The sequence below is a fragment of the Janthinobacterium sp. Ant5-2-1 genome, assembly GCF_001445815.1.
Lineage (GTDB): Bacteria > Pseudomonadota > Gammaproteobacteria > Burkholderiales > Burkholderiaceae_D > Janthinobacterium > Janthinobacterium lividum_E.
On record NZ_LNCE01000020.1, the window covers coordinates 1 to 26,345 of the forward strand.

Consider the following 26,345-nt stretch of genomic DNA (forward strand, 5'->3'; position numbering starts at 1 on the left):
CCATGGGCCTGGCCATCTGCAAGGACATGCATTTCGCGCCCCTGGGGCACGCGTATGGCGCGGCCGGGGCGCAAACGATGCTGGTGCCGGCCTGGGATTTCCAGCTCGACGCCTGGATGGGCGCGCGCATGACGGTCGTGCGCGGCGTGGAAAACGGTTATGCCGTGCTGCGCGCGGCGCGCGAAGGCAAGCTGACGGTCAGCGATGCGTATGGCCGCGTGCTGGAGGAGCGGTCCAGCAGCGCCATGCCGGGCAGCACCTTGCTGGCGCCGTTGCCGGCGCACCCGTCCGTCGTCACCTGGGCTGGCTGGATGGGGCCGCTGTTCGGCTGGCTGTGCGTGGCGCTGGGCGTGATGTTGCTGTGCATGGGCCGCCGCGCCGCCCCCGCGGTCTGACACGCAAGGCCAGGTTTTGCTGCAATGCGCAAAAACCGCATTGCACAACCCTCTTTTATATTCCACGTACGCGGCTACATAATCGCCGACGATGACTGCACCATTGCCGTGCATATATCCGGCGCTTTGCCGGTATATATATTGCACTGCAATAAGTGGTGTTATCTGGTATTGGCGAAATGGGGCAGTTGATATTAATTGGTACTTAATTCCGCCACGAAGTCATACATATCGCCGCGGAAGTAGGAGCGGCAAAATTCCACGGCGCGGCCATCGCGCAAAAAGCCCAGCCTTTCCACCGACAAGCCCGCGTCGCCTTCTTCCGCCTGCAGCAGGCTGGCCTGCTCTCCCGTCAATAAAAGCGCGCTCAGCCGCTGCAAGGCGCGCACGGGCCGGTTGCCCGCCTGTTCCAGCGCGTCATACATGGAGATATCGACGGCGTCGAGCGCCGGCAGGCAGCTGGCGACGATGGTCGCGTATTCCAGGCACATCGGCACCTCGTCCGCATAGCGGATGCGGTGGAAGCGGTACACGGGCGCGCCCGGCGACAGCCGCAGGCGCAAGGCCTCTTCCGGCGTCACGGTGCCTTCTGCGCGCTTGAGCCACACGCTGCGCGGCGTGCGCCCACGCGCCCGCATGTCCTCGGAAAACGAAGTCAGCTTGGCGAAGTTTTTCTCGATGCGCGTATTGATGAAATTGCCCGAGCCGGGACGGCGCACCAGCAAGCCCTCGTTGACGAGGCCATCGATGGCCTTGCGCACGGTGATGCGCGAGACGGCCAGGTCGCTGGCCAGCTGGCGTTCGGCCGGCAGGGCTTCGTCGGGACCGAGGATGCGCTTGTCGATCGCTTCGCGCAGCGCGCGCTGCAGTTGCTGGTACAGGGGCAGGCTACTCGTCTGCCCCAGGCCTTGCATGATGTGAGCCAGGGTTGTCATACGCTGAGGGTCTCCGTTACGGCGCGTTGCAGACGCGCTCTGTATCTGTTTTGTGTCGCTGGATAATACCAAAAAAGACCGTTGTAAAACCAATTTGAATTATCAGGCCGGCAATTTATACGTGCCCTCACTGGTATTTTCCCCGGTCTTACGGGCTACAGATTGATTCAGCTGAAGTGGTCTGTGTGATTCAAACAACGTTATAAAAAAAAAGTTGCAACTGGTAGTATTCTGGTATTGGATAGTAGTATATTGGCGTTGAATTGGTTTTGTAAGTGGTTGTGCCGAAGGGTCTGCAGCATGCCGGTGAGAGTGGCGGGCTGGAAAGAAGACCTACGTTAAAAATGAAAAGGTTCCAATCCTGGAGCCTAAATCAAGGGGGAGTACATGAAACGCAATTTGACACCTGCAGCTGCCGTCGTGAAATCCGGCTCGCGTAGCCGTACGCCGATCGCTGCGGCCGTTGCCGTGATGGTCGCCGGCCTGTCCTTTTCGGCACAGGCGCAGGAAGCGCCAGCCGAAGACGTGGCCACCGTGGTGACGGTGACCGGCGTGCGTGCCTCGCTGGAAAAATCGCTGAAGCAAAAACGTAATGCGGATTCCGTGGTGGAAGTGGTCACCGCAGAAGATATCGGCAAGATGCCAGACCGTAACGTGGCTGACGCGATCCAGCGCCTGCCAGGTGTGAATACCCAATCGTCTGCCGGTGGCGAAGGCGGCTTCGGCGAAAACGACCGCGTCAGCCTGCGCGGCACCAGCCCCAGCTTCCAGCAAACCCTGTTCAACGGCCACGCCATCAGCACGGGCGACTGGTTCGTGCTGAACCAGTTCGGCGGCAACGTCGGCCGCAGCAGCAGCTTTTCCCTGCTGCCATCGGAACTGGTGAGCTCCGTTGTCGTGCACAAGAGCGCCACGGCGGACCTGCCTGAAGGTGGCGTCTCGGGCGTGATCGACGTGATCACCCGCCGTCCGCTGGAATTCAAGAACCAGATCACGGCGGAAGGCTCGATCCAGGCTTTCCACAATGACCTGGCCGGCAAGACCGACCCGCAGTTCTCCGGCCTGGTGAACTGGAAGAATGACACGAATACCCTGGGCATCATGCTGCAAGGTTTTTCGCAAAAATCGACCGTGCGCCGCGATGGCCAGGAAATCCTCGGCTACACGCCGATCGCCGCAGGCAGCAACGCGGCCAAGGCCCATCCTGAACTGGCTGGCGTGAAAGTGCCGACCTTTATCGGCGCCAGCCTGTTCGAGCAAAAGAAAACCCGCGAAGGCGGCGCATTCGACATCGAATTCAAGCCCAGCAAGGACTTGACCCTGGATGTGAACGGCTTCTACTCGCAATTGAAGGCACCGCATCAAAACACCAACTGGCTGGCTGCGCCTGCCAACTCGATCAACAGCACCGACGACAAAGGCGTGTCGACGGGCCAGGTGCCGACCAACTACACGGTCAAGAATGGCACGCTGACAGGCGCCACCTTCGCCAGGAACTCCGGCGAAGTCGACAATATCTACCGTCCTGACGCTGGCGGCGAATCGTACTATCTCGATTTCAACTTCAAGTACCGCGCCACCAAGGACCTGACACTGACGGGTAAACTGGGCAAGACCCACGGCGTCGGCTATGACCGCGACGATGTGTACTACCAGAACAACGTCGATGGCGGCATGGTGTATCAATTGAACGGCTTGAGCCCGGCCAGCGTTTCCTATCCTGGCGGCACTACCAACAAGCCAGGCTCGACAGCATGGGCCGGCGGCGGCGAATCGCGTTCCGTCGACCAGGAAAAATATGCCCAGATCGATGCGGAGCTGCGCCTGTCTTCCGGTATCTGGGATTCGGTCAAGTTCGGCGGCCGTTTGACCGATCACAAGCGCGATGCCGAGCATCCGTTTGAAACCCGTCCGGGCGCCCTGGGCTTCTCCAATCCAGGTCCGGCGTGGAATGGCTCGATGTACCCGAGCGACTTCGCCAACAACCTGGGCGGCAACTTGTCGAGCAACTACTTCAAGTACGACGGTTCGGCACTGGGCGCGTGGGGCGCCGCACCTGGCAACCGCCTGTTCGACTACGTGCGCCGCCATAACTGGACCGACGAGTTCAAGCTGAAGGAAAAAACCTCGGCTGTCTACGCCATGGCCAACCTGACGGGCGACAACTGGAGCGGTAACTTCGGCCTGCGCGCCGTCCACACCAAGCAGTCGACCCTGGTGAACCAGGCCGGCGGCCCGATCACCGGTTCCGACTGGGGCGCGTACTCGCAGCACCTGTATGAGCGCAGCTACAACGACTACCTGCCGAGCGCCAACATCAAGTTCGATGTGCGCAACGACCTGGTCGTGCGCGCCGCCGTGGCCCGCACCATCGCCCGTCCCGACTACAGCGCGCTGGGCGGTTCGGTATCGCTGAACGACGATGCCCTGAGCGGCAGCGGCGGCAACGTCAACCTGAACCCGGTCAAGTCGGACAACGCCGAAGTCAGCGCCGAATGGTATTTCGCACCGAGGTCGGCTTTCTCGGTGGGCCTGTTCTACATGGACCTGAAATCGGTCGTGTCGAACGGTACCGTCAACGCCACGTACTTCAACAGCAAGCGCAATGCCAATGCCGTGTACCAGATCACGTCGCCATTCAATACCAGCGGCAAGAACAAGGGCGCGGAATTCAGCTACCAGCAACCGCTGTTCGGCGACTTCGGCATCCTGGCCAACTACACCTATGCCGACGGCAAGCTGGACAATGGTGATGAACTGGTCAATGCATCGCGCAGCACGTACAACCTGACGGCCTTCTACGAAGCCAACGCCCTCAGCGCACGCCTGGCCTACAACTACCGTTCCGCCTACAAGGCGGGCGTGGACCGTGGCGCCAGCCAGCACGTTGCCGGCGCGGGCGGCCTGGCCGGTTCGCTCAACTACAAGATCAACGAACACTTCACGATCACGTTCGATGCGCTTAACTTGACGAACACGACCATCAAGATGTACGCGGAAAACAAGGATCAGCCACGCGCTTTCTATAGCAACGGCCGTACCTTCTACCTGGGCCTGCGCGCCAAGCTGTAAGCAAGACGATCCGGCCTGATGCGATTGCCTCAGGCCCGGTCTTCCTCGGTCTTTTCAAGGCAAGTTCCTGTTTCAGGAGCTTGCCTTTTTTTTCGACGCCCGCTGGCTGGGCGCCTGCCGTCTGTACTCATATAAAGCCGTCCCGCCACCGTGGCGGACATCTATAACGAGGAGTCTATGAACAGTCGTTTGCATCCCGTACTACACCCCATCGCCGCCGCTGCCGCCTTGCTGTCCATGAGCATGGCGGCCCAGGCGCAGCAAGCCCAGTCCGCCGCTCCGGCCATGCAGGAAGTCGTCGTCACCGGCATCCGCGCCTCGCTGGAACAGTCGCTGAGCCAGAAGCGCAACAGCGATTCCGTGATCGACGTCGTCAGCGCGGAAGACATCGGCAAGCTGCCCGACAAGAACGTGGCCGACGCCGTGCAGCGTGTGCCGGGCGTGAATATTTCCTCGTCGGCAGGCGGCGAGGGCGGCTTCTCGGAAAATGACCGGGTCAGCATCCGCGGCACCAGCCCCAGCCTGACGCAAACCCTGATCAATGGCCACGCCGTGGGCACGGGCGACTGGTTCGTCACGGACCAGGTGGGCACCGTGGGACGCAGCGTCAGCTTTGCCTTGCTGCCGTCGGAAATCGTCAGCCGGGTCACCGTGCAAAAGAGCGCCCAGGCGGACCTGGTGGAAGGGGGCGTGGCCGGCTCCATCAATATCGAGACGCGCAAGCCGCTCAGTTTCAAGCAGCCGTTTACGGCCGAGCTGGCCGTGCAGGCCATCTATGCGGACTTGCCGGGCAAGACCGATCCGCAAATGAATGCCTTGTTCAACTGGAAGAATGAAGCGAAGACCATGGGTGTGCTGTTCCAGGTGTTTTCCGAAAAACGCCACGAGCGCCGCGATGGCCAGGAATTCTTCGGCTATGGCGCCATCGACGCCAACAGCCCGGCCGCGCAGAAATATCCGCAACTGGCCGGCGTGCTGGCACCGCTGGGCATCAACTCGGCCCTGTTCGAACAGGTGCGCAAGCGTCAGGGCGGCAGCATCGACCTGCAATTCAAGCCGACTTCCGATTTGATGCTGGACGTCAACGGCTTCTATTCCAAGCTGGACGCGGCCAACTACAACCGCAGTTTTTACAACCAGCCAGGCGCCAACCTGAATGCCGTCGACAATGACGGCAAGCACGTGGGCGTGATTCCCCGCACGTTTACGGTCAAGAACAATACCTTGGTGGCAGCCGATTTTCCCGCGTCGCAATTTCCTTTGGCTAACGCTACCACGCCCTATAACGGCCAGCTGTATCCGGCCCTGGTTGACCAGATCTACCGTCCCGGTTCGAACTCGTCGACGGCCTACATCGACTTCAACGGCAGCTACCGCGCCAGCGAGCGCCTGCGTATCACGGGCAGCCTCGGCTACACGCGCGGCATTGGCGAGACGCCCGTCGACCTTGGCTATGAGGCGGGCTTGACGGGCGTGGGCGTGTCGTACCAGCTGAACGGCCTGTCGCCGGCCAGGCTGAATTTCCCGGGTCTCGACATTTCCAAATTCTCCAACGCGGTCACGGCATCGGCCTGGGGTTCGCATGTGGAAACCCTGGATACGGAAAAATATGGCCAGGCCGATGGCGAGCTGAGCATGGATTACGGCGTGCTGGAGTCGTTGAAATTCGGCGCGCGCTACGCGGAACACCACCGCAATGTGTCCTGGCCGGAAAACCGCAGCTGTGCCGTCTGCGATGGCACGACGAATGCGCCCTTGCCGAAGTGGAATGGCGGCACCTATCCCGGCGATTACGGCAAGGGCCTGGGCGGCAGCGCGCAGGGCCGCTACTGGCAGCTCGATCCGGCCGACCTGGTGGCGTGGGCCAACAAATACGACAATTCGGGCGGGCCGAATTCGCGCAACTGGCCGGCCGAGCTGGACGTGAAGGAAAAGGATAGCGCGGCCTACATCATGGCCAACCTGGCCGGCACCAAGTGGCGCGGCAACGTGGGTGTGCGCGTCGTGCGCACACAGCAGACGACGGTGACGAACGTGCCGGGCGGCGAAAATCCTATCGGTCAAGAAAATATTTTCGGCATCTACACGCCCACCGTCGTCAAGCACAGCTACACGGACGTGCTGCCAAGCGCGAACATCAAGTTTGACTTGAGCAAGGACCTGGTGGCCCGCGCGGCCGTGGCGAAAACCATGGCGCGCGCCGACTACAGCGCGCTGGTGGGCGCCGTCAACCTGAATGACCAGTTGCTGACGGGCACGGGCGGCAATCCGGACTTGAAACCGATACGCTCGACCAACTACGACGCCACCCTGGAATGGTATTTCGCACCGAAGGCCATGCTGTCGGTGGGCGCCTTCTATATGGACATGAAATCGTACGTGACGTTTGGTACGGCGCCCGTGAGCTACTACAATAATACCTTCAAGAAATTCAACACCTATGTGATCCAGTCGCCGACGAATATCGGCGCCAAGAACAAGGGTGTGGAACTCAGTTACCAGCAGGGCTTGTGGGGCGGTTTCGGCGTGGTGGGCAATTACACCTATACGAATGGCAAGGCCGACGATGGCGCCGCCGTGGTGGGCAGTTCGCTGGGCACCTACAACCTGGAAGGCTATTACGAGGATGAGCGCCTGAGCGCGCGCCTGGCCTATACCTACCGCTCCAGCTTCCTGGCCGGCCTGTTCAGCAGCTCGCCCCAGTACGTGCACGGCGTGGGTAACCTGGCCGCGTCGCTCAACTACAAGATCGACGAGCGCTATTCGCTGACCTTCGATGTGCTGAACCTGAATAATCCGGTGCTCAAGTATTACGGCGCCAACCAGGACCAGCCGACGGCCCTGTACTCGAACGGCCGTCAGTTTTACTTTGGCCTGCGCGCCAAGTTATAGTTTTTTTACCGGCTTTCCGCCACAAGCGGGGAGTCGGCTTTTTTCTTTTGGAATTGTTTGACCATGACTATTGCTTCCCAACGCTACCTCGCCCTCGACGTCCTGCGCGGCCTGACCGTCGCCCTGATGATCGTCGTCAATACTCCGGGCGACTGGGGCAGCGTGTATGCGCCGTTTTTACATGCCGAATGGCATGGCTTTACCCTCACGGACCTGGTGTTCCCCAGCTTTTTGTTTGTCGTCGGCAATGCGCTGGCCTTTGCCCTGGGAAAGTATGAAAATCTCGGCCATGGCGCCGTGCTGGCCAAGCTGTGCCAGCGCAGCGCGCTGATCTTTTTACTGGGTTTCCTGTTGTACTGGTTTCCCTTCTTCAAGATCGATGATGCGGGCCAGTTCGCCTGGTCGCCGCTGTCGCACACGCGCATACCCGGCGTGCTGCAGCGCATCGCCGTGTGCTACCTGGCCGCTTCCCTGATCCTCCACTACTGGAAGACGCGCGGTGCGCTCGTCTTCAGCGCCTGCGCCTTGCTCGGCTACTGGGCCATCCTGGCGACCTGGGGCGACTACAGCTTGCACGGCAACGCACCGGCCAAGCTGGACCTGATCTTGCTGGGTGACAGCCACCTGTACCACGGCGAAGGCATCGCCTTCGATCCGGAAGGCATCCTCGGCACCTTGCCCTCTATTGTCAATGTGATTGCCGGCTACCTGGCGGGCAGCTTCGTGCGCCAGACGGCGCCGGCGCAGCTGCGTGCCGCGCTGTATCGGCTGGTGGTGGCTGGCGTCATCTGCGTGGCCGTGGCCCTGTGCTGGAACGAAGTGTTCCCGATCAACAAGAAGCTGTGGACCAGCTCTTACGTGATGCTCGGTATCGGCCTGGACTTGCTGCTGCTGGCGCTGCTGATGCTTGTCATCGACGTGCGCAAGATCACGGGCTGGACCTACTTTTTTGAAGTCTTCGGCAAGAACACGCTGTTCATTTACCTGGTGTCGGAAGTGCTGGTGATCATCGCGTTTACCGTGCGCATCGGTGGCGGCAATCTGTACCAGTGGCTGTACCAGCACTGGTTTACGGGCTGGGCGCCGGCGCGCGTGGGCTCCTTGCTGTTTGCCGTCAGCTTCATGCTGCTGTGCTGGCTGATCGCCTATGTCATGGACAAGCGCAAGATCTACATCAAGGTCTAGAATTTCAATTTCAGGCCGTAGCGCGTGGCCAGTGCGGTGAAGAGCAGCATCAGGGCGGTGACGGCGGCCGCGTTCCACAGGCCGGCCGCGCCGCCCGTTTCCCAGTACGGCCACCAGAAGCGCGGCAAGTGCAGCACGGCCGCCAGTTGCTGCCACAGGTCGGGCACGATGTAGGCGAACAGGGCATTGGTGCCAGCGGGCAAGAGCACCACGGCCCAGGCGCGCCAGCGCCACACGTCGATGACGACATAAAACACGAGGAACAGGGCCAGGACGAGGGCGCTGCACACGAGCGTGTAGGATTCCGTTGCCGCGATCTTGTTGATGTGGTGATACGGCCGCAGCAGCATGCCGGCCGCGAACAGGCCCAGCGCGAACCACGCCATGAAACGGATGCGCTGCCCATGGCTCAGGGCGGCGCCGCGCAGGAACAGCTGGCCCACCAGGGTGCCTGCCAGTACGTTGGCCGCCGTCGAACCAAGCACTTGCGGCACGTTGACGAAGGCGTTGATGCCTGCAGGCAGGAAATCGAGGCTGCCCGCCGTGCCGCCCATGTACAGCACGAGCAGCAGGGAAAATACGCCCATCAGCGCCGTGCCGCTGCCCCGGCATGCCAGGTACAGCAGGCTGCACAGCAAATAGGACCAGCCTATCATGCCGAGGATGCCCCACCACGACGGTTGCAGCCAGGTGCTGGAAAACTCGCTGTTCAGCTCCCCGCGGAACGTTGCCAGCAGGAACAGCATCAGGACGCCGCCTGCAGCCAGCTCCAGCTTGCCCGCGCCCTGGCGCCACAGCAGCATCATGGCCACGTAAAATAGCAGGAAATATATGGCGTGCGGCAGCGGCGCCGCCTGCGCATCGTAGCGGTAGGCATTGGCCAGCACCACGCCGGCCAGCATCAGGCTGGCCGAGCGCCACAGCAGGCGTCCCAGCAAGGCTGGCGTGACATGGCCGCAATGGCGCTGCAAGGCCAGCGGTATGGCCATGCCGACCATGAACAGGAATCCGGGAAAGACCAGGTCGGGTAAGGTGATGCCGTCGGCGCGGGGGCCCGCATGCTCGAGCCACCAGGCGATGCCGGGCATGCCGGCCAGGTAGTTGACCCAGATCATGATGACGATCACGCAGCCGCGGAAGGCATCGAGGCTGGTCAATCGTTCGGCGGCGGTGGCTGTGGCGACGGTGGCTGGCGGCATGGAATAAGGAAAAAGGTCGAAAAAAAAGCAGCCCCGGCGTGAACCGGGAACTGCCTTGCGCATATTGCTGGGAGCGGGAATTACTGTGCCGCTGCTGCCGGCGCCGCCGCTGCCGTGGCAGGACGGTTCAGCCACAGGATCCAGTAGCGGGCCAGGTCGCCCACGCCATCGCCGCCCTTGACCGTTTCCAGTACCTTGATGGCGTCGTCTTTCTTGCCGGCCATCGCGTAGGAGTAACCGAGGCGCAGCTTGGCATCTTCTGGACGCTTCAGGCCGCCCTTGGCGATGCCTTTCTGGATCAGGTCGATACCTTTGTCGAACTGGTCCATCGTCACGAAGGCGTAGCCGAGGTTGATCAAGCCCGTGCCATCCTTGCTCTTCATGGCCGATGCTTCACCGCTGGCGATGTTTTTCGCATCGTCGGCGGCAGCCTTGTTGGCCTGGTCGCGCAGTTTCTTGTGCTTGGCGGCATTTGCGCCCGTGCCCAGCACGCCTTTGGCAAAGCCCGCGTCGAGGACTTTTTTCGCTTCCGTCGGGAAGGCGTTCTGCAAGGCGATTTCAGCCATGTCGCTGTAATCCTGCGGCGGCATGGTGCCCACGGCCTTGAATTGCAGGCGCAGCACGTCGAGCGCGAAACGGTCGGAATAGCCGGCCTTGCCTTGCGTGCGGCTCAGCAAATCGCTCCAGTAGTCATCCGACGGGTAGTAGCGCACCAGGTTTTCCATGGCGACCAGGTAGGTGGCTGGATCCTTGCTTTTCGAACCCGTGTTGGCCAGCAATTGCAGTTCTTCGATTGTCGGGGTCTTGCCCGCTTGCTGCTTGGCCGTCAGGTCTGCCATCAGTTCCTGTTTCGCGCGCGCGAAATCATTGCTGAAGTAGTAGGCGCGGATGATGTACTGGCGCACGCCAGCCACATCGCCGGTTTCCGTCTGGTAGCGGGTGAACCATTTGATGGCGTTCGGATAATCCTTGGCGTTGTAGTGGTAGTTGGCCAGCGCCTGGATGAAATCGCCTTGTACCTTTTTTTCCAGCTTGCCCGATTCGATGACCGCTTCCAGCGCCGTCATGGCCATCGGCGCATTGTTGGTGGTCGACGCCAGCGCCACGCGCAGGCGGTTCAGCACGAACAATTCGTACGGCGTCAGGGCGGGAATGGCGGCAGCCTGGTCGATGCGGCTTTGCACGTCGGCGTAGTTTTTCGCATCCATCGACGCCTTCACGGCGTCCGGATCGAGCAGCTTGAACACTTCAGGGCGCACCGTATCGGCAGGCGCGGCGGTAGGCGCACCTGCAGCGGCGGCCGGCTTGGCCTCCTGCGCGTGCGACAGGGCTGGCAAGACATTCAGGCCGATGGCGGCCAGGAGCAGGCTAAGGCGTGCAAGACGGAATTGGGACATGGTCAATCCTTCAATCAATAACAAAAATACGCACCGGCACTGGCAGCCGCAACATCGTGTAGTAGCATTGCCAGAGGGGCAAGGAAGCTCGAAAAAACACATTCATGCCAGTCTGCCTGCACAAGTCAAACAGAAGCGGCATGATACAAAACGGCTATTGTCACATAAACGGCTGAGCGGGTGCGGCAAACGTGCGCGCCAGGGCTTGCCCTTTGGCATCGAACAGCAGGCAGCGCTGCGGCGGCAGGTGCAGGCGCATGGCGTCGCCCGCGTGGCGCATGCCTTCCTCGGCCGGCAGCTTAACGGCCAGCATTTCGGCCAGCATATCGTTCACCCCCGGCATGCTGGCGTAAACGATGGCCACGTCGCCCAGGTATTCCACATGGCTGACGGCCGCGTCGACCACGTTGTCGCCCGCATTGCTGCCGTGCTGCAGGCTGACATGCTCGGCGCGCACGCCCAGGGTCAGCTGGTCGCCCGGCGCCACGGTCTCGCCCTGCGCTTCGACGTCGATGACGGCGCCGCGGGGCAGGCGCACGGTCACGGAGCCGGGGCCAGAGGCGACGGCCTCGCAAGCGACGAAATTCATCTTCGGCGCGCCGAGGAAGCCGGCCACGAACAGGTTGCCGGGATTGTTATACAGTTCGTGCGGACTGCCCACCTGTTCGATGCGCCCGCCGTTGAAGACGACGATGCGCTCGCCCAGGGTCATGGCCTCGACCTGGTCGTGCGTGACGTAGATCATGGTTGTCTTCAATTCCTGGTGCAGGCGCGAGATTTCCACGCGCATCTGCACGCGCAACGATGCATCGAGGTTCGACAGCGGTTCGTCGAAGAGAAAAACCTTGGGTTTGCGCACGATGGCGCGGCCGATGGCCACGCGCTGACGCTGGCCGCCCGACAGGTCCTTCGGCTTGCGTTTCAACAGCGGCGTGATCTGCAGGATCTCGGCCGCGCGCTCGACGGCGGCGCGCACCTCGGCCTTTTTATGCCCCGCCAGCGAGAGGGCGAAGGCCATGTTCTCGAACACCGTCATGTGCGGATACAGGGCGTAGCTCTGGAAAACCATGGCCAGGCCCCGCTCGGCCGGGGCGATATCGTTGGCCAGCTGGCCGCCAATATGCAGCTCGCCATCCGTGATGTCTTCCAGCCCGGCGATCATGCGCAGCAGGGTCGATTTGCCGCAGCCGGACGGTCCCACGAAGACGACGAATTCGCCGTCGCGGATATCGAGGTCGATGCCGTGGATGACGGGGTGCTTGTCGTCGTACAGCTTGACGATGTTCTTTAAAGCGATATGTGCCATGAAGTGCTTCTATCCTAGCTTGCGCTGGCCGGCGCAGAGGTGGCGCCGGCGTCAGATGGGTCGGAGGTATCCTTCGGGCCGATGCGCATGAAGCGCGACAGGATCAGTACGGGCACGGCCGACACCAGCACCCACAGGAAGAAAGTCTTGTAGCCGAGCGCCGTCTGGATGTCGCCACTGATCATCTTGAACAGCACGGAACCCAGCTGCATCACGCCGGTGGCGAACGCATAGTGGGCCGTCTGGTACTTGCCGACCGAGACGACCTGCATCATGAACAGGATCAGGCCGACGAAGCCGAAGCCATAGCCGAACATCTCCACGCTGAGCGCGGCCGTGATCAGGGTCAGGTCGGTCGGCATGCTGTGGCTCAGGTAGTAGAACACCAGGTTCGGCAAGTTCATGGCCAGGATCAGGAAGAACATGGCGCGCTTGAGGCCCAGCCACGATGTGAAGTAGCCGCCGCCGATGCTGCCCAGCAGGAAGGCGACGGTGCCGGCCGTGCCATACACGGCGCCCACTTCCGTCGTCGACAGGCCCAGCCCTCCAAGTTCGCGCGCTTCGCGCAGGAACAGCGGGCCGATGGTCTGCACTTGCGCCTCGCCCGCGCGAAACAGGATGATGAAGGCGATCATGCCCCAGATGCCCGGTTTTTTCAGGAAGTCCACCAGCACGTCCCACAAGGTGCGGCTGATGCCAGCCACGCTCTTGTCGGCCACGGCCGCGTTGCGTACCTGCGGCAGCGCCCACAGGTGGTAGGCGGCCAGCGACAGCATCATGGCGCCGATGATCAGGAAGATCACCGACCAGGCGGGCTTGACGCCGATTTTCTTCTCCAGGTAGCCGGCCAGGATCACCAGGCCGCCCAGCGAGATGAATTTGCCGGCATTGAAGAAGGCGCCTTGCCAGCCCGCGTAGGCCGCCTGCTGCTTGTCCGACAGGCTGGCGATATACAGGCCGTCGCAAACGATGTCGTGCGTGGACGAGGCCAGCGCGGCGACGAACAGCACGGCGATGCAGGCGGCGAACCACAGCGGCGTTTGCAGCGCCAGCGCGATCAGGCCCAGGCTCAGGCCGCCAAGGAACTGGAACAGCACCACCATGGTCTTCTTGCTCGACGTCAGCTCCAGGAAGGGGCTCCACAGCGACTTGAAGACCCAGGCAAAGCCGATCAGGCCCGTCCAGCGGGCAATCTGGTCGTTCGGCACGCCCATGCTCTTGAACATCAGGCCGGCCACCAGGGCCACGGCGTAGAACGGCAAGCCCTGGGCGAAGTACAAGGTAGGCACCCAGGTGATCGGGCTGCGGACTTTCTTGCTGATGCTGATGCGCTGGTCGTGCATGGAGGCTTCCTTATCGAGAGACGTTTTCATTTGACTGCGCCGTCCATGCCGCGCATGAAGAAGCGTTGGGTAAACAGGAAGGCGAGCAGGGTCGGCACGATAGTGATCAGGGTGCCGGCCGCGATCACGCGCGTGCTGCTGCCGAAGGTGCCGCGCAAGTACAGCACGCCCACCGACAGGGGAAATTCATCGGGCTTGCTCATGACGATGGACGGCCAGATGTATTCATTCCACGATTCGACGGCCGTCAGGATGCCGACGGTGGCCAGCCATGGCGTAATCAGGGGCAGCATGATGCGGCTGAAGATGACCCATTCGGACGCGCCATCGACACGCGCCGCGTCGATCAGGTCTTGCGGCACTTCCTCGAATGCCTGCTTGAGCAGCAAGATGGCCACGGCCGTCACCACGTTGGGCAGGATCACGCCCGTGTAGGTATCGACCAGGCTCATTTGCGTGATGGTGATGAAGTTGACGAGGAAGTTGACCTCGGACGGCAGCACCAGCGTGGCCAGGATCAGGCCGAACACGAGTTTGCGGCCGCGGAATTTCAGGCGCGCCAGCGGATACGCGGCCAGTGAACACAGCAGCAGTTTCCAGAACACGGTAAACACGGCGATCAGCACGGAATTCTTGAAGAAGGACCAGATCGGGATCGCCTTGAACACTTCGATGAAGTTGTCGAATGACGGTGCCTTCGGCCAGAAGGTGGGCGGGAAGGCGAAGATATTGCCTTCCGTGGAAATGGCCGTCACCAGTGTCCACCAGAACGGGAAGACGCAGACGACGGCGATCGCGCACAGCACGGCGTAGTGGCCCAGGATGTGCAGGCGCGTTGTCAGGGGGCGGGAACGTTTTTTCATGGTCAGCGGTGCTTCGGTTTCAGATAGCGCAGGCACAGCAGGGCGATGCCGATGCAGAACAGCGAGACGACGAAGCTGGCCGCCAGCGCGCGCGGCAGTTTCAAGTGCTTCAGACCCTGGTCATACGCGTAGTACAGCGCCGTGAAAGTCGAATTCATCGGCCCGCCCTGGGTCAGCACGTCGACTTCCTGGTACGCCTTGAGGGCCGCCAGCACGGACAGGATGGAGCACAGCATGATGGTGGGGCGCAGCATCGGCACGGTGATCTTCCAGAAGCGCTGCCAGTGGTTGGCGCCATCGAGCATGGCCGCTTCCTGCATGTCCGACGGGATCGATTGCAGCGCCGCCAGGTACATCACCATGTACCAGCCCAGGCCGCGCCACAGGGTGACGAACATGACGGCAAACAGGGCCAGGCTGTCGTTCGTCAGCCAGCCCACGGGCGCGTTCACCAGTTTTAACGTCATCATCACGTAGTTCAAGGCGCCCTGTTCGTGGAACATGAAGCCCCACATGATGCCGACCACGGAGACAGTGGTCACCACCGGCACGTAGAAGGCGGCGCGGAACAGGCGGATGCCGGGCAGGCGATTATTCACCAGCACGGCCAGCACGATGGCGCCGACCTGCACGAAGGGCACCATCAGCAAGAACATCAGCGAGTTTTTCAGGCCCGAGACGAACATCTCGTTGTTGAAGATGTAGCGGAAGTTATCGAGGCCGACGAAGCGCGTCTCGCGTATCAGGCTGTAATCGGTAAACGCCAGCACGGAGCCGTAGCCGACGGGCCAGAAGGAAAAGGCGGCCAGCAGCAGCAGGGCCGGGGCGAGGAACAGCCAGGCTTGCACGGTATGGCGGTGGGCGAGTTTCATGGTGTCCTTAGTGGCGCGGCAGGGTGGCCAGCTTGCGGTTCCAGATGGCGACGGCCTGGTCCAGCGCCTGCTTGACGTTCTGCTTGCCCGTCACACCTGCTTCGACGGCCTTCACGAGCGAGCGGCGCAACTCGTCGTAGTCGTCGATGCCGGCCACGTACAGGGTGCGCGAGTGGCCCATCGACAGGGCGCCGGCGGCCACCGCCTTTTCGGCAGCGCCTGCATTTTTCGGCGTGGCGAGAAAGAACGGGTCGGCCGCCGCTTTCACGGTGGTGGGAAAGACGCTGGCCTGTTTGGCGAAGGCCAGCTGGTTCTCGTCGTTTGTCAGGAAGCGCGCGAACTTGCCGACCGACGGCAGCTGGCGCGCCGGCACGCCTTTCGGAATGGCGAAATGCACGAGCCAGCCGCCATCGGCGATGCCGGTGGGACCCAGCGGCGCGGGCGCCACGTCGGTGATGGCGTAGATGTCTTTCGCGTCGCCGCGGATGCGCTGCATGGCCGTCGGCGGCGCCAGCAGCATGCCCAGGCGACCACCCTTGTAGGCGTCGATCACGGCCGGGAAATTATCTTCGGCGAACAGGCTTTCTTTCAATAAGCCACCGACCTTGTAGGTGTCGGCCAGTTTCTGCACCAGCGCCACGTGCTGCGGCGAATTGAAGACGGCGCGGTTGTCGGTGATGACGGCCAGGCCCTGCTGCATGAACAGGCCGTCGATTTTGGACAAGGCGGGGGCGATGCCGGCCTTGCCCGTGCGTTGCGCGATCTGGCGCGCGTACGCCAGCTGTTCATCGAGGCTGGCGGGGCCGCGCGTGAGGCCCGCCTGCCTGAAGATGGCGCTATTGAAGGCGATCACCGCGACATTGCTGTACATGGGAAAACCGTAGGTGCGGCCCTTGAAGCGCAAGTCGTCCAGGGCGCTGGGAATGTAGCTGGCGCGCGCTTCCTGGATCAGGCCATCGACTGGCGTGAGCAAGCCGTCGCGCGCAAATTCGTCGGCCCAGGGCACGTTCAGGCTGACCAGTGCGGGCGGCGTGCCGGCCACGATGCGCGTGACCAGCTTGGTCTGGATGACGTCCCACGGGAAGTCGATCCATTCGATCTTGACGCCAGGATTCTGCGCCTCATAGCGCGCCACCACCGTATTGAAATACGGCGTGAACTTGGGCTTCATGCTGAAGGCCCAGAATTCGATTTTCTCGGCAGCCCATGCCTGCGGCGCGAGCAGGCCCGCGCAGGCAACAACCGCCAACAGTCTCTTGATCGTCATTTTTATCCTGGAGCGTGGCGCTCCAATGTCCATGAGTCCGCGGCGCGGGTACATGCCCTTGCCGTCGCTTATATTCGGGTGCTTCTGCCGGCAGCCGCGCCCCGTGCCGGGGGCGCAGCTGCCGGGGAGTGCTTAGTTTGTTTTTGTTACCTTGCTCAAGTGACGCGGCGCATCCGGGTCCATGCCGCGCGCGGCAGACAGCTTGGCCGCCATCACGTAGAAGGACTGGATGGCGACGATCGGATCGAGGTCCGGCGTGGCCGCCACGGGCAGGGTCAGGTCGCGCTCGGCCACGTCGGCGGGGGCCGCCAGCAAGACCTTGGCGCCGCGGCCGCGCATTTCGCTGGCCAGTTGCAGCAGGCCGGCCTGGGTCGGGCCGCGGGTGGCGAAAATCAGCAGCGGGTAGCCGTCTTCGATCAGGGCCATCGGGCCGTGCTTGATTTCGGCGCCGCTGAACGCTTCCGCCTGCAGGGCCGAGGTTTCCTTGAATTTCAAGGCAGACTCCAGCGCCACGGGGAAGCTGATGCCGCGTCCGACGACCATGATGTTGCGGGCCGGGGCCAGCACGTCGATGGCCGGCGACCAGTCGACGCGGGTCGCTTCAAGCAGCGCCTCCGGCAGCGCTTCCAGGCCGCCCAGCAGTTCGGGGTCGTTCTGCCACTGGGCCACCATGCGCGCACCGGCGACCAGGCTGGTGATGAAGCTTTTCGTGGCGGCGACGCTTTGCTCCTTGCCGGCGCGCAGGGGCATGGCCCACTCGGCGGCGTGCGCCAGCGGCGAATCGATGTCGTTGACGAGGGCCACGGTGGTGGCGCCGCCGTCGCGGAAGTAGCGGATCGGTTCGACCACGTCCGGGCTCTGGCCCGATTGCGAGATCGAGATGGCCAAGGTGTCGCGCGTCACCAGCGGCGACTTGTTCAGGGTGACTAACGACATCGGCAGCGAGGCCACGACACGGCCCAGGCGCGCCATGATCAGGTAGGCGACGTAGTTGCAGGCGTGGTCGGAGCTGCCGCGCGCGATGGTCAGCGCGGTCGAGAACGAGGTGCTCCTCAATTTGCGGCCCAGTTCCGCGTAGCGTTCCGTGTCGCTGGCCAGTTGCAGGGCGACGCATTCGGCGGCGGAAATGGCTTCTTTAAGCATCATTGAGGTCACAGATTTCTCCTTCTATATACACAGCTTTGAGTTTGAGATCGCGATCGAGTACCACCAGATCGGCGTAAGTGCCGGGGGCCAGCCGGCCGCGTTCTTCCAGGCCCAGGTAATCGGCGGCGTTGGTCGACACGCGCTTGGACGCGTCGGCCAGGTCCAGTCCCAGTCCCACCAGGTTGCGCAGCGCCTGGTCCAGGGTCAGGGTGCTGCCCGCAAGGGTGCCGTCGGGCAGGCGCACGCCGCCCATGCATTTCTGCACGGCGTGGCGGCCCAGCATGTATTCGCCATCCGGCATGCCGGTGGCGGCCGTCGAATCGGTAACGCAGTACAGGCGCGGGATGGCGCGCAGGGCCACCTTGATGGCGCCCGGATGCACGTGCAGCAGGTCGGGAATCAGTTCCGCGTATTCGGCGTGCGCGAGGGCGGCGCCGACCATGCCCGGCTCGCGGTGGTGCAGGCCGCTCATGGCGTTGAACAGATGCGTGAAACCCATGGCGCCATGTTCCAGCGCGGCCACGCCGTCTTCGTACGAACCGAGCGTGTGGCCGATCTGCACGCGCACGCCGGCGTCGGCCAGGGCGCGCACCAGGTCCAGGTGGCCGGCGATTTCCGGTGCCACGGTGATGACGCGCAGCTTGGCCAAGGTTTGCAGGCGCTCGATTTCGGCCAAGGTGGCGGCGCGCGCGAAGTTCGGCTGCGCACCGAGCTTGCCCGAATTGATGTACGGACCTTCCAGGTGGGCGCCCAGCACGCGCGCCGTGTTCGGGCGGCGGTGGTTGGCGGCGATGCCGATGGCCGTCAGAGCCATGTCGATGTCTTCCGGCGGCGCCGTCATGGTGGTGGCCAGCAGGCTGGTGGTGCCGTGGCGCGCGTGGATGGCCGCGATGGTGTAGACGGCTTCGCCGCCTTCCATGATGTCCTTGCCGGCACCGCCATGCACGTGCAGGTCGATAAAGCCGGGCAGAATATAGTCGTCGCTGTTGCTCGACGGGTGGAGGGAATCGCCGGTGATGCTGTCGACCCGCTCGCCGAAGGCGATGGCGCCGTGGATCCAGCCGCCGGGGGTAAGGATATTGCCTTTGATAGTGCTGCTCATCTGCGCGACTCCGCTACGAATTCATAATAATCACTGCGGCAATACGAGTGGGTCAGTTCCACCGCTGCGCCGTTGTCGAGATAACTGACACGGGTGATGTGCAGCATGGCTTCACCCGTCTTGATATTGGCCAGCTTGGCCTGTTCCGCCGTGGCGTTGACGGCGCGGATATGCTGCAGCGCGCGCATCGGGATGGTGCCGCGCGACTCCAGGTAGCCGTACAGCGAATCGGTCACCTGCTGCGGGTCCGGCATGTACAGGGCGGGGATGGTGGTCGTTTCGATCGCCATCACCACTTCATCGGCCGTGCGCAAGCGGCGCAAGCGCGCCACCGGCATGTGCGGCGACAGGCCCAGCGACAGCAGTTCCAGCGGCGCGGCCGAGCCGATGTCGCGCTGCAGCCAGCGCGAGCCGGCCGTAAAGCCCCGCTGGCGCAATTCTTCCGAAAAGCTCGTCAGGCGCGACAGCGGCTGTTCCAGTTTGGGCGTGATGTAGGTACCCGAGCCGCGCTTGCGCGTCAGCATGCCCCGGTCGCACAGCATGTCGATGGCTTTGCGCGCCGTGACGCGCGAGATTTCCAGGATGTCCGACAGCACGCGCTCGGAGGGCAGGGCCTGGTTGGCGCGCCAGTCGCCGCTGGCGATGCCGTCCGACAGCATGTTCGCCAGCTGCATGTAGAGTGGCGTGTCGCTGGCCGGATTGGGTTTGAAGGTGGACAGTTTGGCCAGCATGGTCATTGCTCCTGCAAGTGCTTGCGTATCAGGCGCAGACCGCCTGCGGCCGAGTCGCCCTGTGCCGGCACGACCAGTTGCAACAGTTCCGCCGGCAGGTAGCCCGACAAGGGTGCCGCCAGGCCGCCGCACAGGGCCACGGGCAAGGCGCCAGCCGGGTCGAGCGCCCTGGCGATTAGCGCGATCTGCCGGCCCGCGTCGACCAGGATGGTGCGCGCCACGGCATTGCTGGCCGCGTGTTCGAGCACCAGGCGCGCCAGTTGCGCGAAATTGGTCTGGCTGGCGGCCGCCAGCCACACCTGCATGGCGTCGCGCTGGCCGCCGCAGGCGTCGATGACGGCCGTGGCGAAGGCGCTGCCGGGCACGCGGCCGTCGACTACTTGCTGCGCATGGTTGATGGCGCGCATGCCGATCCAGGCGCCGCCGGCCTCGTCGCCGGAAGGGAAGCCCCAGCCGCCCACTTCATGGCGGCTGCCGTCCGCGTGCAGCACTTCGCCCACGCTGCCCGTGCCGATGGCAACGATGGCGCCCGGCTGGCCCGCGTGCGCGCCCAGCAGGGTGGTCAGGGCATCCGATTCGAGTGCCACGAAGGCATAGCCGGGATTGTGTTCGACGAAGCTGACAGCCCACTGTTTGTTGTGCACGCCGGCCAGGCCCAGGCCGATGGCCATGCGCTGCAAGGATGGCTGTTCCAGGCCGGCCGCGCGGAAAGCCAGGGTGACGGCCTGCGCCACGGAGGCCCAGGCCCGTTCGATGCCCAGTCCCAGGCCGGAAGGGCCGCTTTGCCCCTGCGCCAGTTCCTGGCCGTCGAGGCGCGCCAGGCGTACGCGGGTACCGCTTCCCCCGCCGTCGACGCCGATTATGTATTCGATCATGTTATGCAGTCCCGCGTTTGGTTGAGTGCGCCTGTCTCGGTTCTTTTATTTGTCGGGCGGCGAAAAAGCTGAAGGCACTATATTGTCGCCCAGATGGCTTGTCAACAGGTATTTAAGTGGTATTAATAAATGCGTTGCGCGGCGTCCCGCCATGCCCGAGGGTATGATTGCAAGTCATTGTTAATGAAGGATTTTTTATGGGTGCCGAATGGTATTGAAATTGGCCTTGTTTAATGCCAATTTTTTCCAACTGGTCTGTTGTTGGGCGTGCGCTATTGCTTGTATGCATGCTTGGCAAGGGACGCCATGAAGAGTAAAGTCCGCCTTTTACACCTGAGTTGGAAGAGCATGATGAACGACAAGGCAGCAAAGAGCGAGTACTGGGACGACTGGCAGCAAGAGGCGCTGGCCGCCGGTGTGTCGGCGCCGCTGGCCGCGCTGGGCATGGAAATGATGCGCACGCACCGCAAGAACCGCTGGCCGAAGGATTTCCTGGGTCGCGAAAGCGATGGCCCGGTCATGATCGAAATGTGCCTGGAAGATGAGGCGGAAACGGAATTGTTCTTTATCGAGAACCTGTATCCCTACGATGCGGCGCTGATCGAAAAGACGCGCCGCCGTCTGTGCCTGCACTGATCGTGCGCTGACGTGTGACTGGAACGGCCGCCTTGCGCGGCCGTTTTCACGTCAGGTGCTGAATTTTTCGCTGCTGGTGGTGGTGCTGGTGCGCATGCGCAGGCTCAGCAGCATGACAGCGACCAGCAGCAGCGAATGCGTGCCCGGTTCATGCGAACCAGGAGCGCGCCGGTTGGCGTCCTGCGACTGGAAACTGGCCAGCCGCGTGGCTGGGGTGGCCGGCGCCGCCTGGTAGGTTGCCGCCTGCATCGGCTGTGTATCCGCCGCATAAGTGTTGCCAACGGCCCAGAGCGACAGGGCCGCGCCCAGCAAGATCATTCTTCTCATCATATTGTCTATTTCCGCCGAGGGCTGCAAGTCGATTACACATGGTCAGCCGTATGCCGGCCATGTCCTGTCCCCAGTTTGTATGCTTGTTTCCGTGCTGCTTCTGCCGCACCGAAATGATATCTATTTATAAATTCCGTGTATTAAAACATAATAAAATAAAAATGCAAACGTCTTTTTGTAAATAAGCGCATGCGCTGCCCGTGCTTGCCGGGTAGGTCTATTGCATGGGGGAAATGACGTGGCATTTTCATGGGGGAGTGTCATAATGGCCCAGGCATTTCCGCCCATGCATGGAGTAGATGATGAGCAAGGCACAGGACAGCAAGAAAGAAGCCAAGAAGGAACAAGCCAAGAAGGAACCGGCCAAGACCATGAAGGAAAAGAAGGAAGCCAAGAAGGTCAAGAAAGAAGAGCGCAAGCGCTGATCATGCGCGTGCGCCGTTCATCGATGCGCCCGTGGCGTGCGCCGGCCTTGCTGGCGGCGTTCGCCCTGCTGGCCTGCGGCGTGCCCGTGTCCGGCGTGCAGGCGCAGCAAAAACCGCCGCCGTCCACGTTCGGGCAAGTGGTGGGCAATGCCGTGCTGTGCATCGACCAGATCGACAACAAGGCTTTTTATGCGTATCTGCTGACGGCCTTCGGCCCCGCCTACAAGCATGAAGGGGGCGCGTACTGGTTCCGCACGGACGCCACCTTGTGGGGCGCGCCGATTACCGACGTGATTGTCAGCGACGATACCAGCCCCCTCGTCTTCATGGGCGTGGTGGCGGACTCGACACCGGAAAAGCTGGAGCCGGCCATACGCGGCGTCTCGGGCCTGCGTTTCAATAAACTCGACAATTCCGCCTTTCCTGTCCGTGGTTCCGTGCCTGGCAGTAAAATCGTCTACTTCCGCAGCAAGGCGAAAGTCTATTGCGCCAAATACAAGCCGTTGCCGCCCGCCCGCACCCGATGAGGGTATCGGCTTGCCGCCGCGCATTTTGATCGTTTCATCCGCAGGGTCTCCATGTACACGCATTATTTCCAGCTCAAGCAATCGCCGTTTTCGATCGCCCCCGATCCGCGCTACCTGTTCATGAGCGAACGCCACCGCGAAGCGCTGGCGCACCTGCTGTATGGCGTGGGCAGCGGCGGCGGCTTCGTGCTGCTGACGGGAGAAATTGGCGCCGGCAAGACCACCGTGTGCCGTTGCTTCATGGAACAGATTCCGGAAAATTGCCAGCTGGCCTACATCTTCAATCCGAAACTGTCCGTCGAGGAATTGCTGCTGTCGATCTGCGAGGAATTCCGCATCGCTCTGGGGCCCGGCGTGGCCAGCGTGAAAGGCTATGTCGACGCCATCAATGCACACCTGCTGGCCAGCCATGCGCAGGGCAAGAACAATGTGCTGATTATCGATGAAGCGCAAAACCTGTCCGCCGCCGTGCTGGAACAGTTGCGCTTGCTGACGAACCTGGAAACGAGCGAGCGCAAGCTGCTGCAGATCATCCTCATCGGCCAGCCGGAATTGCGCGCCATGCTGGCCCGGCCGGAACTCGAGCAGCTGGCGCAGCGCGTGATCGCCCGCTATCACCTGGGGTCGCTGACGGCGGACGAGACGGCCAGCTATATCCGCCACCGCCTGGCCGTGGCGGGCAGCACGGCGCAGACGCCGTTCGCGCCTCGCCTGATGGCGCAAATCCATGGCTTGAGCAAGGGAGTGCCGCGCCGCATCAACCTGCTGTGCGACCGCGCGCTGCTGGGCGCTTACGTGGAAAACCAGCCGCAAGTGACGCGCCAGATCTTGCGCCGTGCCGCCGAGGAAGTGTTTGCGGAAGAGGGCGGCAGGGCGGCTGTGTCCGGCTTGCGCTGGCCGCACGTTGCCGGCGGCGTGCTGGCCGGCGCCATGGTCACGGCCGCGCTGGCCTGGCATTTCATGCCGCGCCCGTCCGCTGTGCCCGCTGTACCTGCCGTGGCCGCCTCCGTACCGGCAGCCTCCGCCGTGGCGGCTGCCGCTGCATCCGCATCCACGCCCGTACCCGCCAAGGTGCCGGACCGCAACGCCGTGCTGCGCCAGCTGGCCAGCCTGTGGGGCGAGCAGTTGCCGGCCGGCGACGCTTGCCAGGCGGGCGCCCGCGCCGGCCTGCGCTGCCTGCACAGCAGGGGCGGCATCGCCGAGCTGCGCGTGCTGGACCGTCCCGCCATGCTGGCTTTGCGCGATGCGGATGGTACGGAACAGATGGCGCTGCTGACGCGCGTGCAGGACGAGAGCGCTACCTTGATGCTCGATGGAAAACAGCAAAGCCTGCCGCTGGCCCAGCTGGCGCAACGCAGCGATGGCAGTTTCACGACCTTCTGGCGCGCTCCGCGCAGCTGGCGCGACGAGGTGCCGCTGGGCGCCCGCGGCGCCGACGTTGACTGGCTGGCGCAGCGCCTGGCGCAACAGCGGGGTTTGCCAACGCCGGCCGCCAATCTGCCGCTCGATGCCGAGATGCAAGGCCAGCTGCGCGCGTTCCAGCTAAGCCAGAAGCTGCGGGCCGATGGTCTGGCGGGCCCGAAAACGTACATACGCCTGATGCAGCTGGGCGATAACGCGGAGCCGCGCCTGAGCAGCGCGGCTCCTGCCGTGGCAGCGCCCGCTGCGACGGCGATGGTGGCGGGGAAATAAGATGTCCTACATACTTGAAGCACTGAAAAAATCGCAAGCCGAGCGCCAGCTGGGCGAGTTGCCGTCAATCCACGCACCGCAAGTGCAACTGCACGATGGCGCAGCATCCGGCGCGGCGCGGCGCACTCCCGTCTGGCTGGCGCTGGGCGGCGTGGCGGTGGCCGTGGCCGTGGCTTCCGCGCTGCTGCTGTGGCAGTCTTGGCAGGCGGCGGCCACGGCGCCTGCGGTTGCACCTGCTGTCCTGGCCCAGGCTGTGCCAGCGCCGATGCCAGCAGTCGTCCCGCCCGCAGTTCCTGTGCCGGCGCCTGTGGCCGTGGCCGTGCCGCCGGCGGCCATCGCCGCGCCCGTGCACCATGCCCGGCCCGTGCCGGAACCGAAGCAGGAGTCGCCAGTCCCCGCTCCGGCGCCGGCCGTGCCCGTACCTGCGCCGGCGGCCGCAGCCGAAGAGACCGTGCCCGGCATGCGCGACTTGCCCGAGCCGATACAGCGTCAAATTCCCCCCGTCGCCATCGGCGGCTATATCTATTCGAAGAATCCGGCCGACCGCCTGCTGCTGATCGACAAGGTCCTGCGCCACGAAGGCGAGGAACTGGCGCCCGGCCTGGTGCTGGAAAAGTTGCAGCCGAAGGCGGCCATTTTCAGTTTCAAGGGCTATCGCTACCGCGTGCCGTATTGAGTTGTTGCGCATCAAGGCCGGGTAACAGTAGCTGAACCATACTGGCCTGGCCTGGTCGAACCAGGGTCGCTGCGACCGTGTGCGCGGCCGGGGAGTTCTGATGATAGCTGCCGCAGCTGGTGAGGGTGTCCTTGATGTGCATGGCTTGGGAAACCTGGCGCGCATCGACCATATCGTCGTGCTGATGATGGAAAACCGTTCCTTCGACCACATGCTCGGCTACCTGAGCCTGGAAGGTGGGCGCACCGACATCGATGGCTTGCAGGCCAGCCATGCCAACGTGCATGCGGGCGTGAGCTACCCCGTGCATCATTTGCGGCGCATGGCGTTTGGCCCGCAGCAAGATCCGTCGCATACGGGCATGTCGGTGGCGCAGCAATTGCAAAACAATAATGGCGGCTTTGTCGACGACTATGCGCAAACGCATCCGGGCGACCCCGACATCGACCTGGTGATGGGTTATTACAATGCATCCGACTTGCCCATGTACGATTTCCTGGCGCAGCAGTTTTGCGTCTGCGACCGCTGCTACAGCTCCGTTCCGGGCGCCACCTGGCCCAACCGCCTGTATGCGGTCAGCGGCAAGGCGGCCGGCAGCCGCGACAGCAAGCGCGTGCCCCTGTATACGAACAAATCCTTCGTGCGCCACCTGGACCGCGCCCAGGTCAGCTGGAAATTTTATTCCGCCTGGAAACCCTGGAGCCTGGCGCTGACGGACGACCATTACCGCTCATCCGAGCTGTACGAACCGTTCGGCTCCAGTGCGCGCCGCTATGGTTTCATCGGCGATGCGCTGGCGGGCGCCTTGCCCTCCGTCAGCTGGATCGATCCGCATTTTTTTGAGAATGACGACCACCCGCCGGCCGATATCCGCGCCGGTCAGGCGCTGGTGGCGCAGGTCTATCAGGCCCTGTCGCGCGGACCGGCCTGGGCGCGCACCTTGCTGATCCTCAGCTATGACGAGCACGGCGGCTTTTTCGACCATGTGCCGCCTGGCCCCGCCATCGACGACGACCCCGCGTTTCGCCAGTACGGCGTGCGCGTGCCCATGCTGCTCGTGTCGCCGCTGATTGCGCCGGGCAGCGTCAGCCACGAGGTGGTCGACCACACGTCGATCATCAAAACCATCCTGCAGCGCTTTTGCCGCGCCGCCGATGGCGCCTTGCCCCAGATGGGCGCGCGCGTGGCGGCCGCCAGCGGCCTGGGCGCCGTGCTGACCCTGGAGCAGCCCCGCGCCGCGCCTGCCGTGCCCGCGGCTGTGCTGGCGCAGCGCGCCGCATGGGAGGCGGATGTGCTGGCGCGGGATTTTACGCCGCTGGCGTCCGCTTGCCAGCCTGATGGCGAGGTGGCCGCCGCTGCCGCCGTACCGTTCCAGTCCGATGCCGAGGCGGGCGCGATTGCCGCCCACCGGCAATTGGCACGCACGGCCAGGAATGCGCAAGCGGCGAATAGTAAAACGGCGGGCAAAACGGCGGGCGC

General features: G+C 63.2%; 22 protein-coding genes and 1 pseudogene. 10 read left to right on the top strand and 13 right to left on the bottom strand.

What is annotated here, in order from left to right:
- Positions 1–395, top strand: a pseudogene (locus tag ASN89_RS28985) (hypothetical protein); the annotation flags it as partial.
- A 194-nt stretch (positions 396–589) separates the two neighbouring features.
- On the opposite strand, the gene ASN89_RS07625 reads toward ASN89_RS28985, so the two are convergent.
- Positions 590–1,330: a GntR family transcriptional regulator gene (locus tag ASN89_RS07625; protein ID WP_046685321.1), complete on the bottom strand. Its 741-nt coding sequence runs from the start codon at positions 1,328–1,330 to the stop codon at positions 590–592.
- Positions 1,331–1,717: 387 nt separating this feature from the next.
- Here ASN89_RS07625 and ASN89_RS07630 point away from each other — a divergent pair, with 387 nt between their 5' ends.
- The 3 genes from ASN89_RS07630 (at position 1,718) to ASN89_RS07640 (ending at position 8,479) form a co-directional block, all read left to right on the top strand.
- Positions 1,718–4,402, top strand: a complete 2,685-nt coding sequence (locus tag ASN89_RS07630) for a TonB-dependent receptor (protein ID WP_052755880.1) — start codon at positions 1,718–1,720, stop codon at positions 4,400–4,402.
- Positions 4,403–4,579: 177 nt separating this feature from the next.
- Positions 4,580–7,294: a TonB-dependent receptor gene (locus ASN89_RS07635; RefSeq protein WP_058048869.1), complete on the top strand. Its 2,715-nt coding sequence runs from the start codon at positions 4,580–4,582 to the stop codon at positions 7,292–7,294.
- 63 nt (positions 7,295–7,357) lie between these two features.
- On the top strand, positions 7,358–8,479 hold the full coding sequence (locus ASN89_RS07640) for an acyltransferase family protein (protein WP_058048870.1): 1,122 nt from the start codon (positions 7,358–7,360) through the stop codon (positions 8,477–8,479).
- On the opposite strand, the gene ASN89_RS07645 is transcribed toward ASN89_RS07640, so the two are convergent.
- The 11 genes from ASN89_RS07645 to ASN89_RS07695 form a co-directional block, all read right to left on the bottom strand.
- Positions 8,476–9,678: a DUF5009 domain-containing protein gene (locus tag ASN89_RS07645; RefSeq protein WP_161911759.1), complete on the bottom strand. Its 1,203-nt coding sequence runs from the start codon at positions 9,676–9,678 to the stop codon at positions 8,476–8,478. The two genes, ASN89_RS07640 and ASN89_RS07645, sit on opposite strands and share 4 nt — an antisense overlap.
- Before the next feature lie 80 nt (positions 9,679–9,758).
- A complete protein-coding gene (locus ASN89_RS07650) occupies positions 9,759–11,075 on the bottom strand; it encodes a tetratricopeptide repeat protein (protein WP_058048872.1) in 1,317 nt (438 codons plus the stop codon).
- A gap of 160 nt (positions 11,076–11,235) precedes the next feature.
- Positions 11,236–12,381, bottom strand: a complete 1,146-nt coding sequence (locus tag ASN89_RS07655) for an ABC transporter ATP-binding protein (protein ID WP_058048873.1) — start codon at positions 12,379–12,381, stop codon at positions 11,236–11,238.
- Between the two features lie 14 nt (positions 12,382–12,395).
- On the bottom strand, positions 12,396–13,724 hold the full coding sequence (locus ASN89_RS07660; protein WP_046685315.1) for an MFS transporter: 1,329 nt from the start codon (positions 13,722–13,724) through the stop codon (positions 12,396–12,398).
- Between the two features lie 26 nt (positions 13,725–13,750).
- Positions 13,751–14,587 carry a carbohydrate ABC transporter permease gene (locus tag ASN89_RS07665; protein ID WP_046685314.1) on the bottom strand — a complete coding sequence of 279 codons (837 nt, stop codon included), beginning with the start codon at positions 14,585–14,587 and terminating at the stop codon, positions 13,751–13,753.
- A 2-nt stretch (positions 14,588–14,589) separates the two neighbouring features.
- Entirely contained in the window at positions 14,590–15,459 is an 870-nt protein-coding gene (locus ASN89_RS07670) for a carbohydrate ABC transporter permease (protein ID WP_058048874.1), read from the bottom strand.
- A 7-nt stretch (positions 15,460–15,466) separates the two neighbouring features.
- The gene (locus ASN89_RS07675; protein WP_058048875.1) at positions 15,467–16,726 is read right to left on the bottom strand and encodes an ABC transporter substrate-binding protein; all 1,260 of its coding nucleotides are present in this window, start codon (positions 16,724–16,726) and stop codon (positions 15,467–15,469) included.
- Between the two features lie 132 nt (positions 16,727–16,858).
- Complete coding sequence (locus ASN89_RS07680; RefSeq protein WP_046685311.1) at positions 16,859–17,872, bottom strand: SIS domain-containing protein; 1,014 nt, start codon at positions 17,870–17,872, stop codon at positions 16,859–16,861.
- Positions 17,862–18,974 (bottom strand): N-acetylglucosamine-6-phosphate deacetylase, encoded by a 1,113-nt coding sequence (gene nagA / locus ASN89_RS07685; protein WP_046685310.1) that lies wholly within the window; start codon positions 18,972–18,974, stop codon positions 17,862–17,864. The genes ASN89_RS07680 and nagA overlap by 11 nt, the downstream gene beginning before the upstream one ends.
- A complete protein-coding gene (locus ASN89_RS07690) occupies positions 18,971–19,705 on the bottom strand; it encodes a GntR family transcriptional regulator (protein WP_046685618.1) in 735 nt (244 codons plus the stop codon). The genes nagA and ASN89_RS07690 overlap by 4 nt, the downstream gene beginning before the upstream one ends.
- Positions 19,706–19,707: 2 nt before the next feature.
- Positions 19,708–20,580, bottom strand: coding sequence for a BadF/BadG/BcrA/BcrD ATPase family protein (locus tag ASN89_RS07695; RefSeq protein WP_058048876.1), 873 nt, complete (start codon positions 20,578–20,580; stop codon positions 19,708–19,710).
- A 348-nt stretch (positions 20,581–20,928) separates the two neighbouring features.
- Between ASN89_RS07695 and ASN89_RS07700 the strand changes: the two genes are divergently transcribed.
- The gene (locus ASN89_RS07700; protein ID WP_034759823.1) at positions 20,929–21,216 is read left to right on the top strand and encodes a hypothetical protein; all 288 of its coding nucleotides are present in this window, start codon (positions 20,929–20,931) and stop codon (positions 21,214–21,216) included.
- Between the two features lie 51 nt (positions 21,217–21,267).
- On the opposite strand, the gene ASN89_RS07705 is transcribed toward ASN89_RS07700, so the two are convergent.
- On the bottom strand, positions 21,268–21,546 hold the full coding sequence (locus ASN89_RS07705) for a hypothetical protein (protein ID WP_138828904.1): 279 nt from the start codon (positions 21,544–21,546) through the stop codon (positions 21,268–21,270).
- Between the two features lie 299 nt (positions 21,547–21,845).
- Between ASN89_RS07705 and ASN89_RS29690 the strand changes: the two genes are divergently transcribed.
- The 5 genes from ASN89_RS29690 to ASN89_RS07725 form a co-directional block, all read left to right on the top strand.
- Entirely contained in the window at positions 21,846–21,971 is a 126-nt protein-coding gene (locus ASN89_RS29690) for a hypothetical protein (RefSeq protein ID WP_268766384.1), read from the top strand.
- A gap of 2 nt (positions 21,972–21,973) precedes the next feature.
- Positions 21,974–22,498, top strand: coding sequence for a hypothetical protein (locus tag ASN89_RS07710; protein ID WP_046685308.1), 525 nt, complete (start codon positions 21,974–21,976; stop codon positions 22,496–22,498).
- Between the two features lie 51 nt (positions 22,499–22,549).
- Positions 22,550–24,190, top strand: coding sequence for an ExeA family protein (locus tag ASN89_RS07715; RefSeq protein WP_058048877.1), 1,641 nt, complete (start codon positions 22,550–22,552; stop codon positions 24,188–24,190).
- A gap of 1 nt (position 24,191) precedes the next feature.
- A complete protein-coding gene (locus ASN89_RS07720) occupies positions 24,192–24,866 on the top strand; it encodes a general secretion pathway protein GspB (protein ID WP_058048878.1) in 675 nt (224 codons plus the stop codon).
- A 100-nt stretch (positions 24,867–24,966) separates the two neighbouring features.
- Positions 24,967–26,345 (top strand): alkaline phosphatase family protein (locus ASN89_RS07725; RefSeq protein ID WP_152988507.1); only part of this gene is annotated, 1,379 nt, incomplete at its 3' end.

Bases quoted from the DNA above. Each gene is read 5' to 3' on its own strand.
- ASN89_RS07705 (WP_138828904.1), bottom strand. From the start codon at position 21,546: ATGATGAGAAGAATGATCTTGCTGGGCGCGGCCCTGTCGCTCTGGGCC.
- ASN89_RS07665 (WP_046685314.1), bottom strand. From the start codon at position 14,587: ATGAAAAAACGTTCCCGCCCCCTGACAACGCGCCTGCACATCCTGGGC.
- ASN89_RS29690 (WP_268766384.1), top strand. From the start codon at position 21,846: ATGATGAGCAAGGCACAGGACAGCAAGAAAGAAGCCAAGAAGGAACAA.
- ASN89_RS07690 (WP_046685618.1), bottom strand. From the start codon at position 19,705: ATGCTGGCCAAACTGTCCACCTTCAAACCCAATCCGGCCAGCGACACG.
- ASN89_RS07715 (WP_058048877.1), top strand. From the start codon at position 22,550: ATGTACACGCATTATTTCCAGCTCAAGCAATCGCCGTTTTCGATCGCC.
- ASN89_RS07710 (WP_046685308.1), top strand. From the start codon at position 21,974: ATGCGCGTGCGCCGTTCATCGATGCGCCCGTGGCGTGCGCCGGCCTTG.
- ASN89_RS07695 (WP_058048876.1), bottom strand. From the start codon at position 20,580: ATGATCGAATACATAATCGGCGTCGACGGCGGGGGAAGCGGTACCCGC.
- ASN89_RS07655 (WP_058048873.1), bottom strand. From the start codon at position 12,381: ATGGCACATATCGCTTTAAAGAACATCGTCAAGCTGTACGACGACAAG.
- ASN89_RS07720 (WP_058048878.1), top strand. From the start codon at position 24,192: ATGTCCTACATACTTGAAGCACTGAAAAAATCGCAAGCCGAGCGCCAG.
- ASN89_RS07625 (WP_046685321.1), bottom strand. From the start codon at position 1,330: ATGACAACCCTGGCTCACATCATGCAAGGCCTGGGGCAGACGAGTAGC.
- nagA (WP_046685310.1), bottom strand. From the start codon at position 18,974: ATGAGCAGCACTATCAAAGGCAATATCCTTACCCCCGGCGGCTGGATC.
- ASN89_RS07660 (WP_046685315.1), bottom strand. From the start codon at position 13,724: ATGCACGACCAGCGCATCAGCATCAGCAAGAAAGTCCGCAGCCCGATC.
- ASN89_RS07700 (WP_034759823.1), top strand. From the start codon at position 20,929: ATGATGAACGACAAGGCAGCAAAGAGCGAGTACTGGGACGACTGGCAG.
- ASN89_RS07675 (WP_058048875.1), bottom strand. From the start codon at position 16,726: ATGACGATCAAGAGACTGTTGGCGGTTGTTGCCTGCGCGGGCCTGCTC.
- ASN89_RS07650 (WP_058048872.1), bottom strand. From the start codon at position 11,075: ATGTCCCAATTCCGTCTTGCACGCCTTAGCCTGCTCCTGGCCGCCATC.
- ASN89_RS07680 (WP_046685311.1), bottom strand. From the start codon at position 17,872: ATGATGCTTAAAGAAGCCATTTCCGCCGCCGAATGCGTCGCCCTGCAA.
- ASN89_RS07645 (WP_161911759.1), bottom strand. From the start codon at position 9,678: ATGCCGCCAGCCACCGTCGCCACAGCCACCGCCGCCGAACGATTGACC.
- ASN89_RS07635 (WP_058048869.1), top strand. From the start codon at position 4,580: ATGAACAGTCGTTTGCATCCCGTACTACACCCCATCGCCGCCGCTGCC.
- ASN89_RS07670 (WP_058048874.1), bottom strand. From the start codon at position 15,459: ATGAAACTCGCCCACCGCCATACCGTGCAAGCCTGGCTGTTCCTCGCC.
- ASN89_RS07630 (WP_052755880.1), top strand. From the start codon at position 1,718: ATGAAACGCAATTTGACACCTGCAGCTGCCGTCGTGAAATCCGGCTCG.
- ASN89_RS07640 (WP_058048870.1), top strand. From the start codon at position 7,358: ATGACTATTGCTTCCCAACGCTACCTCGCCCTCGACGTCCTGCGCGGC.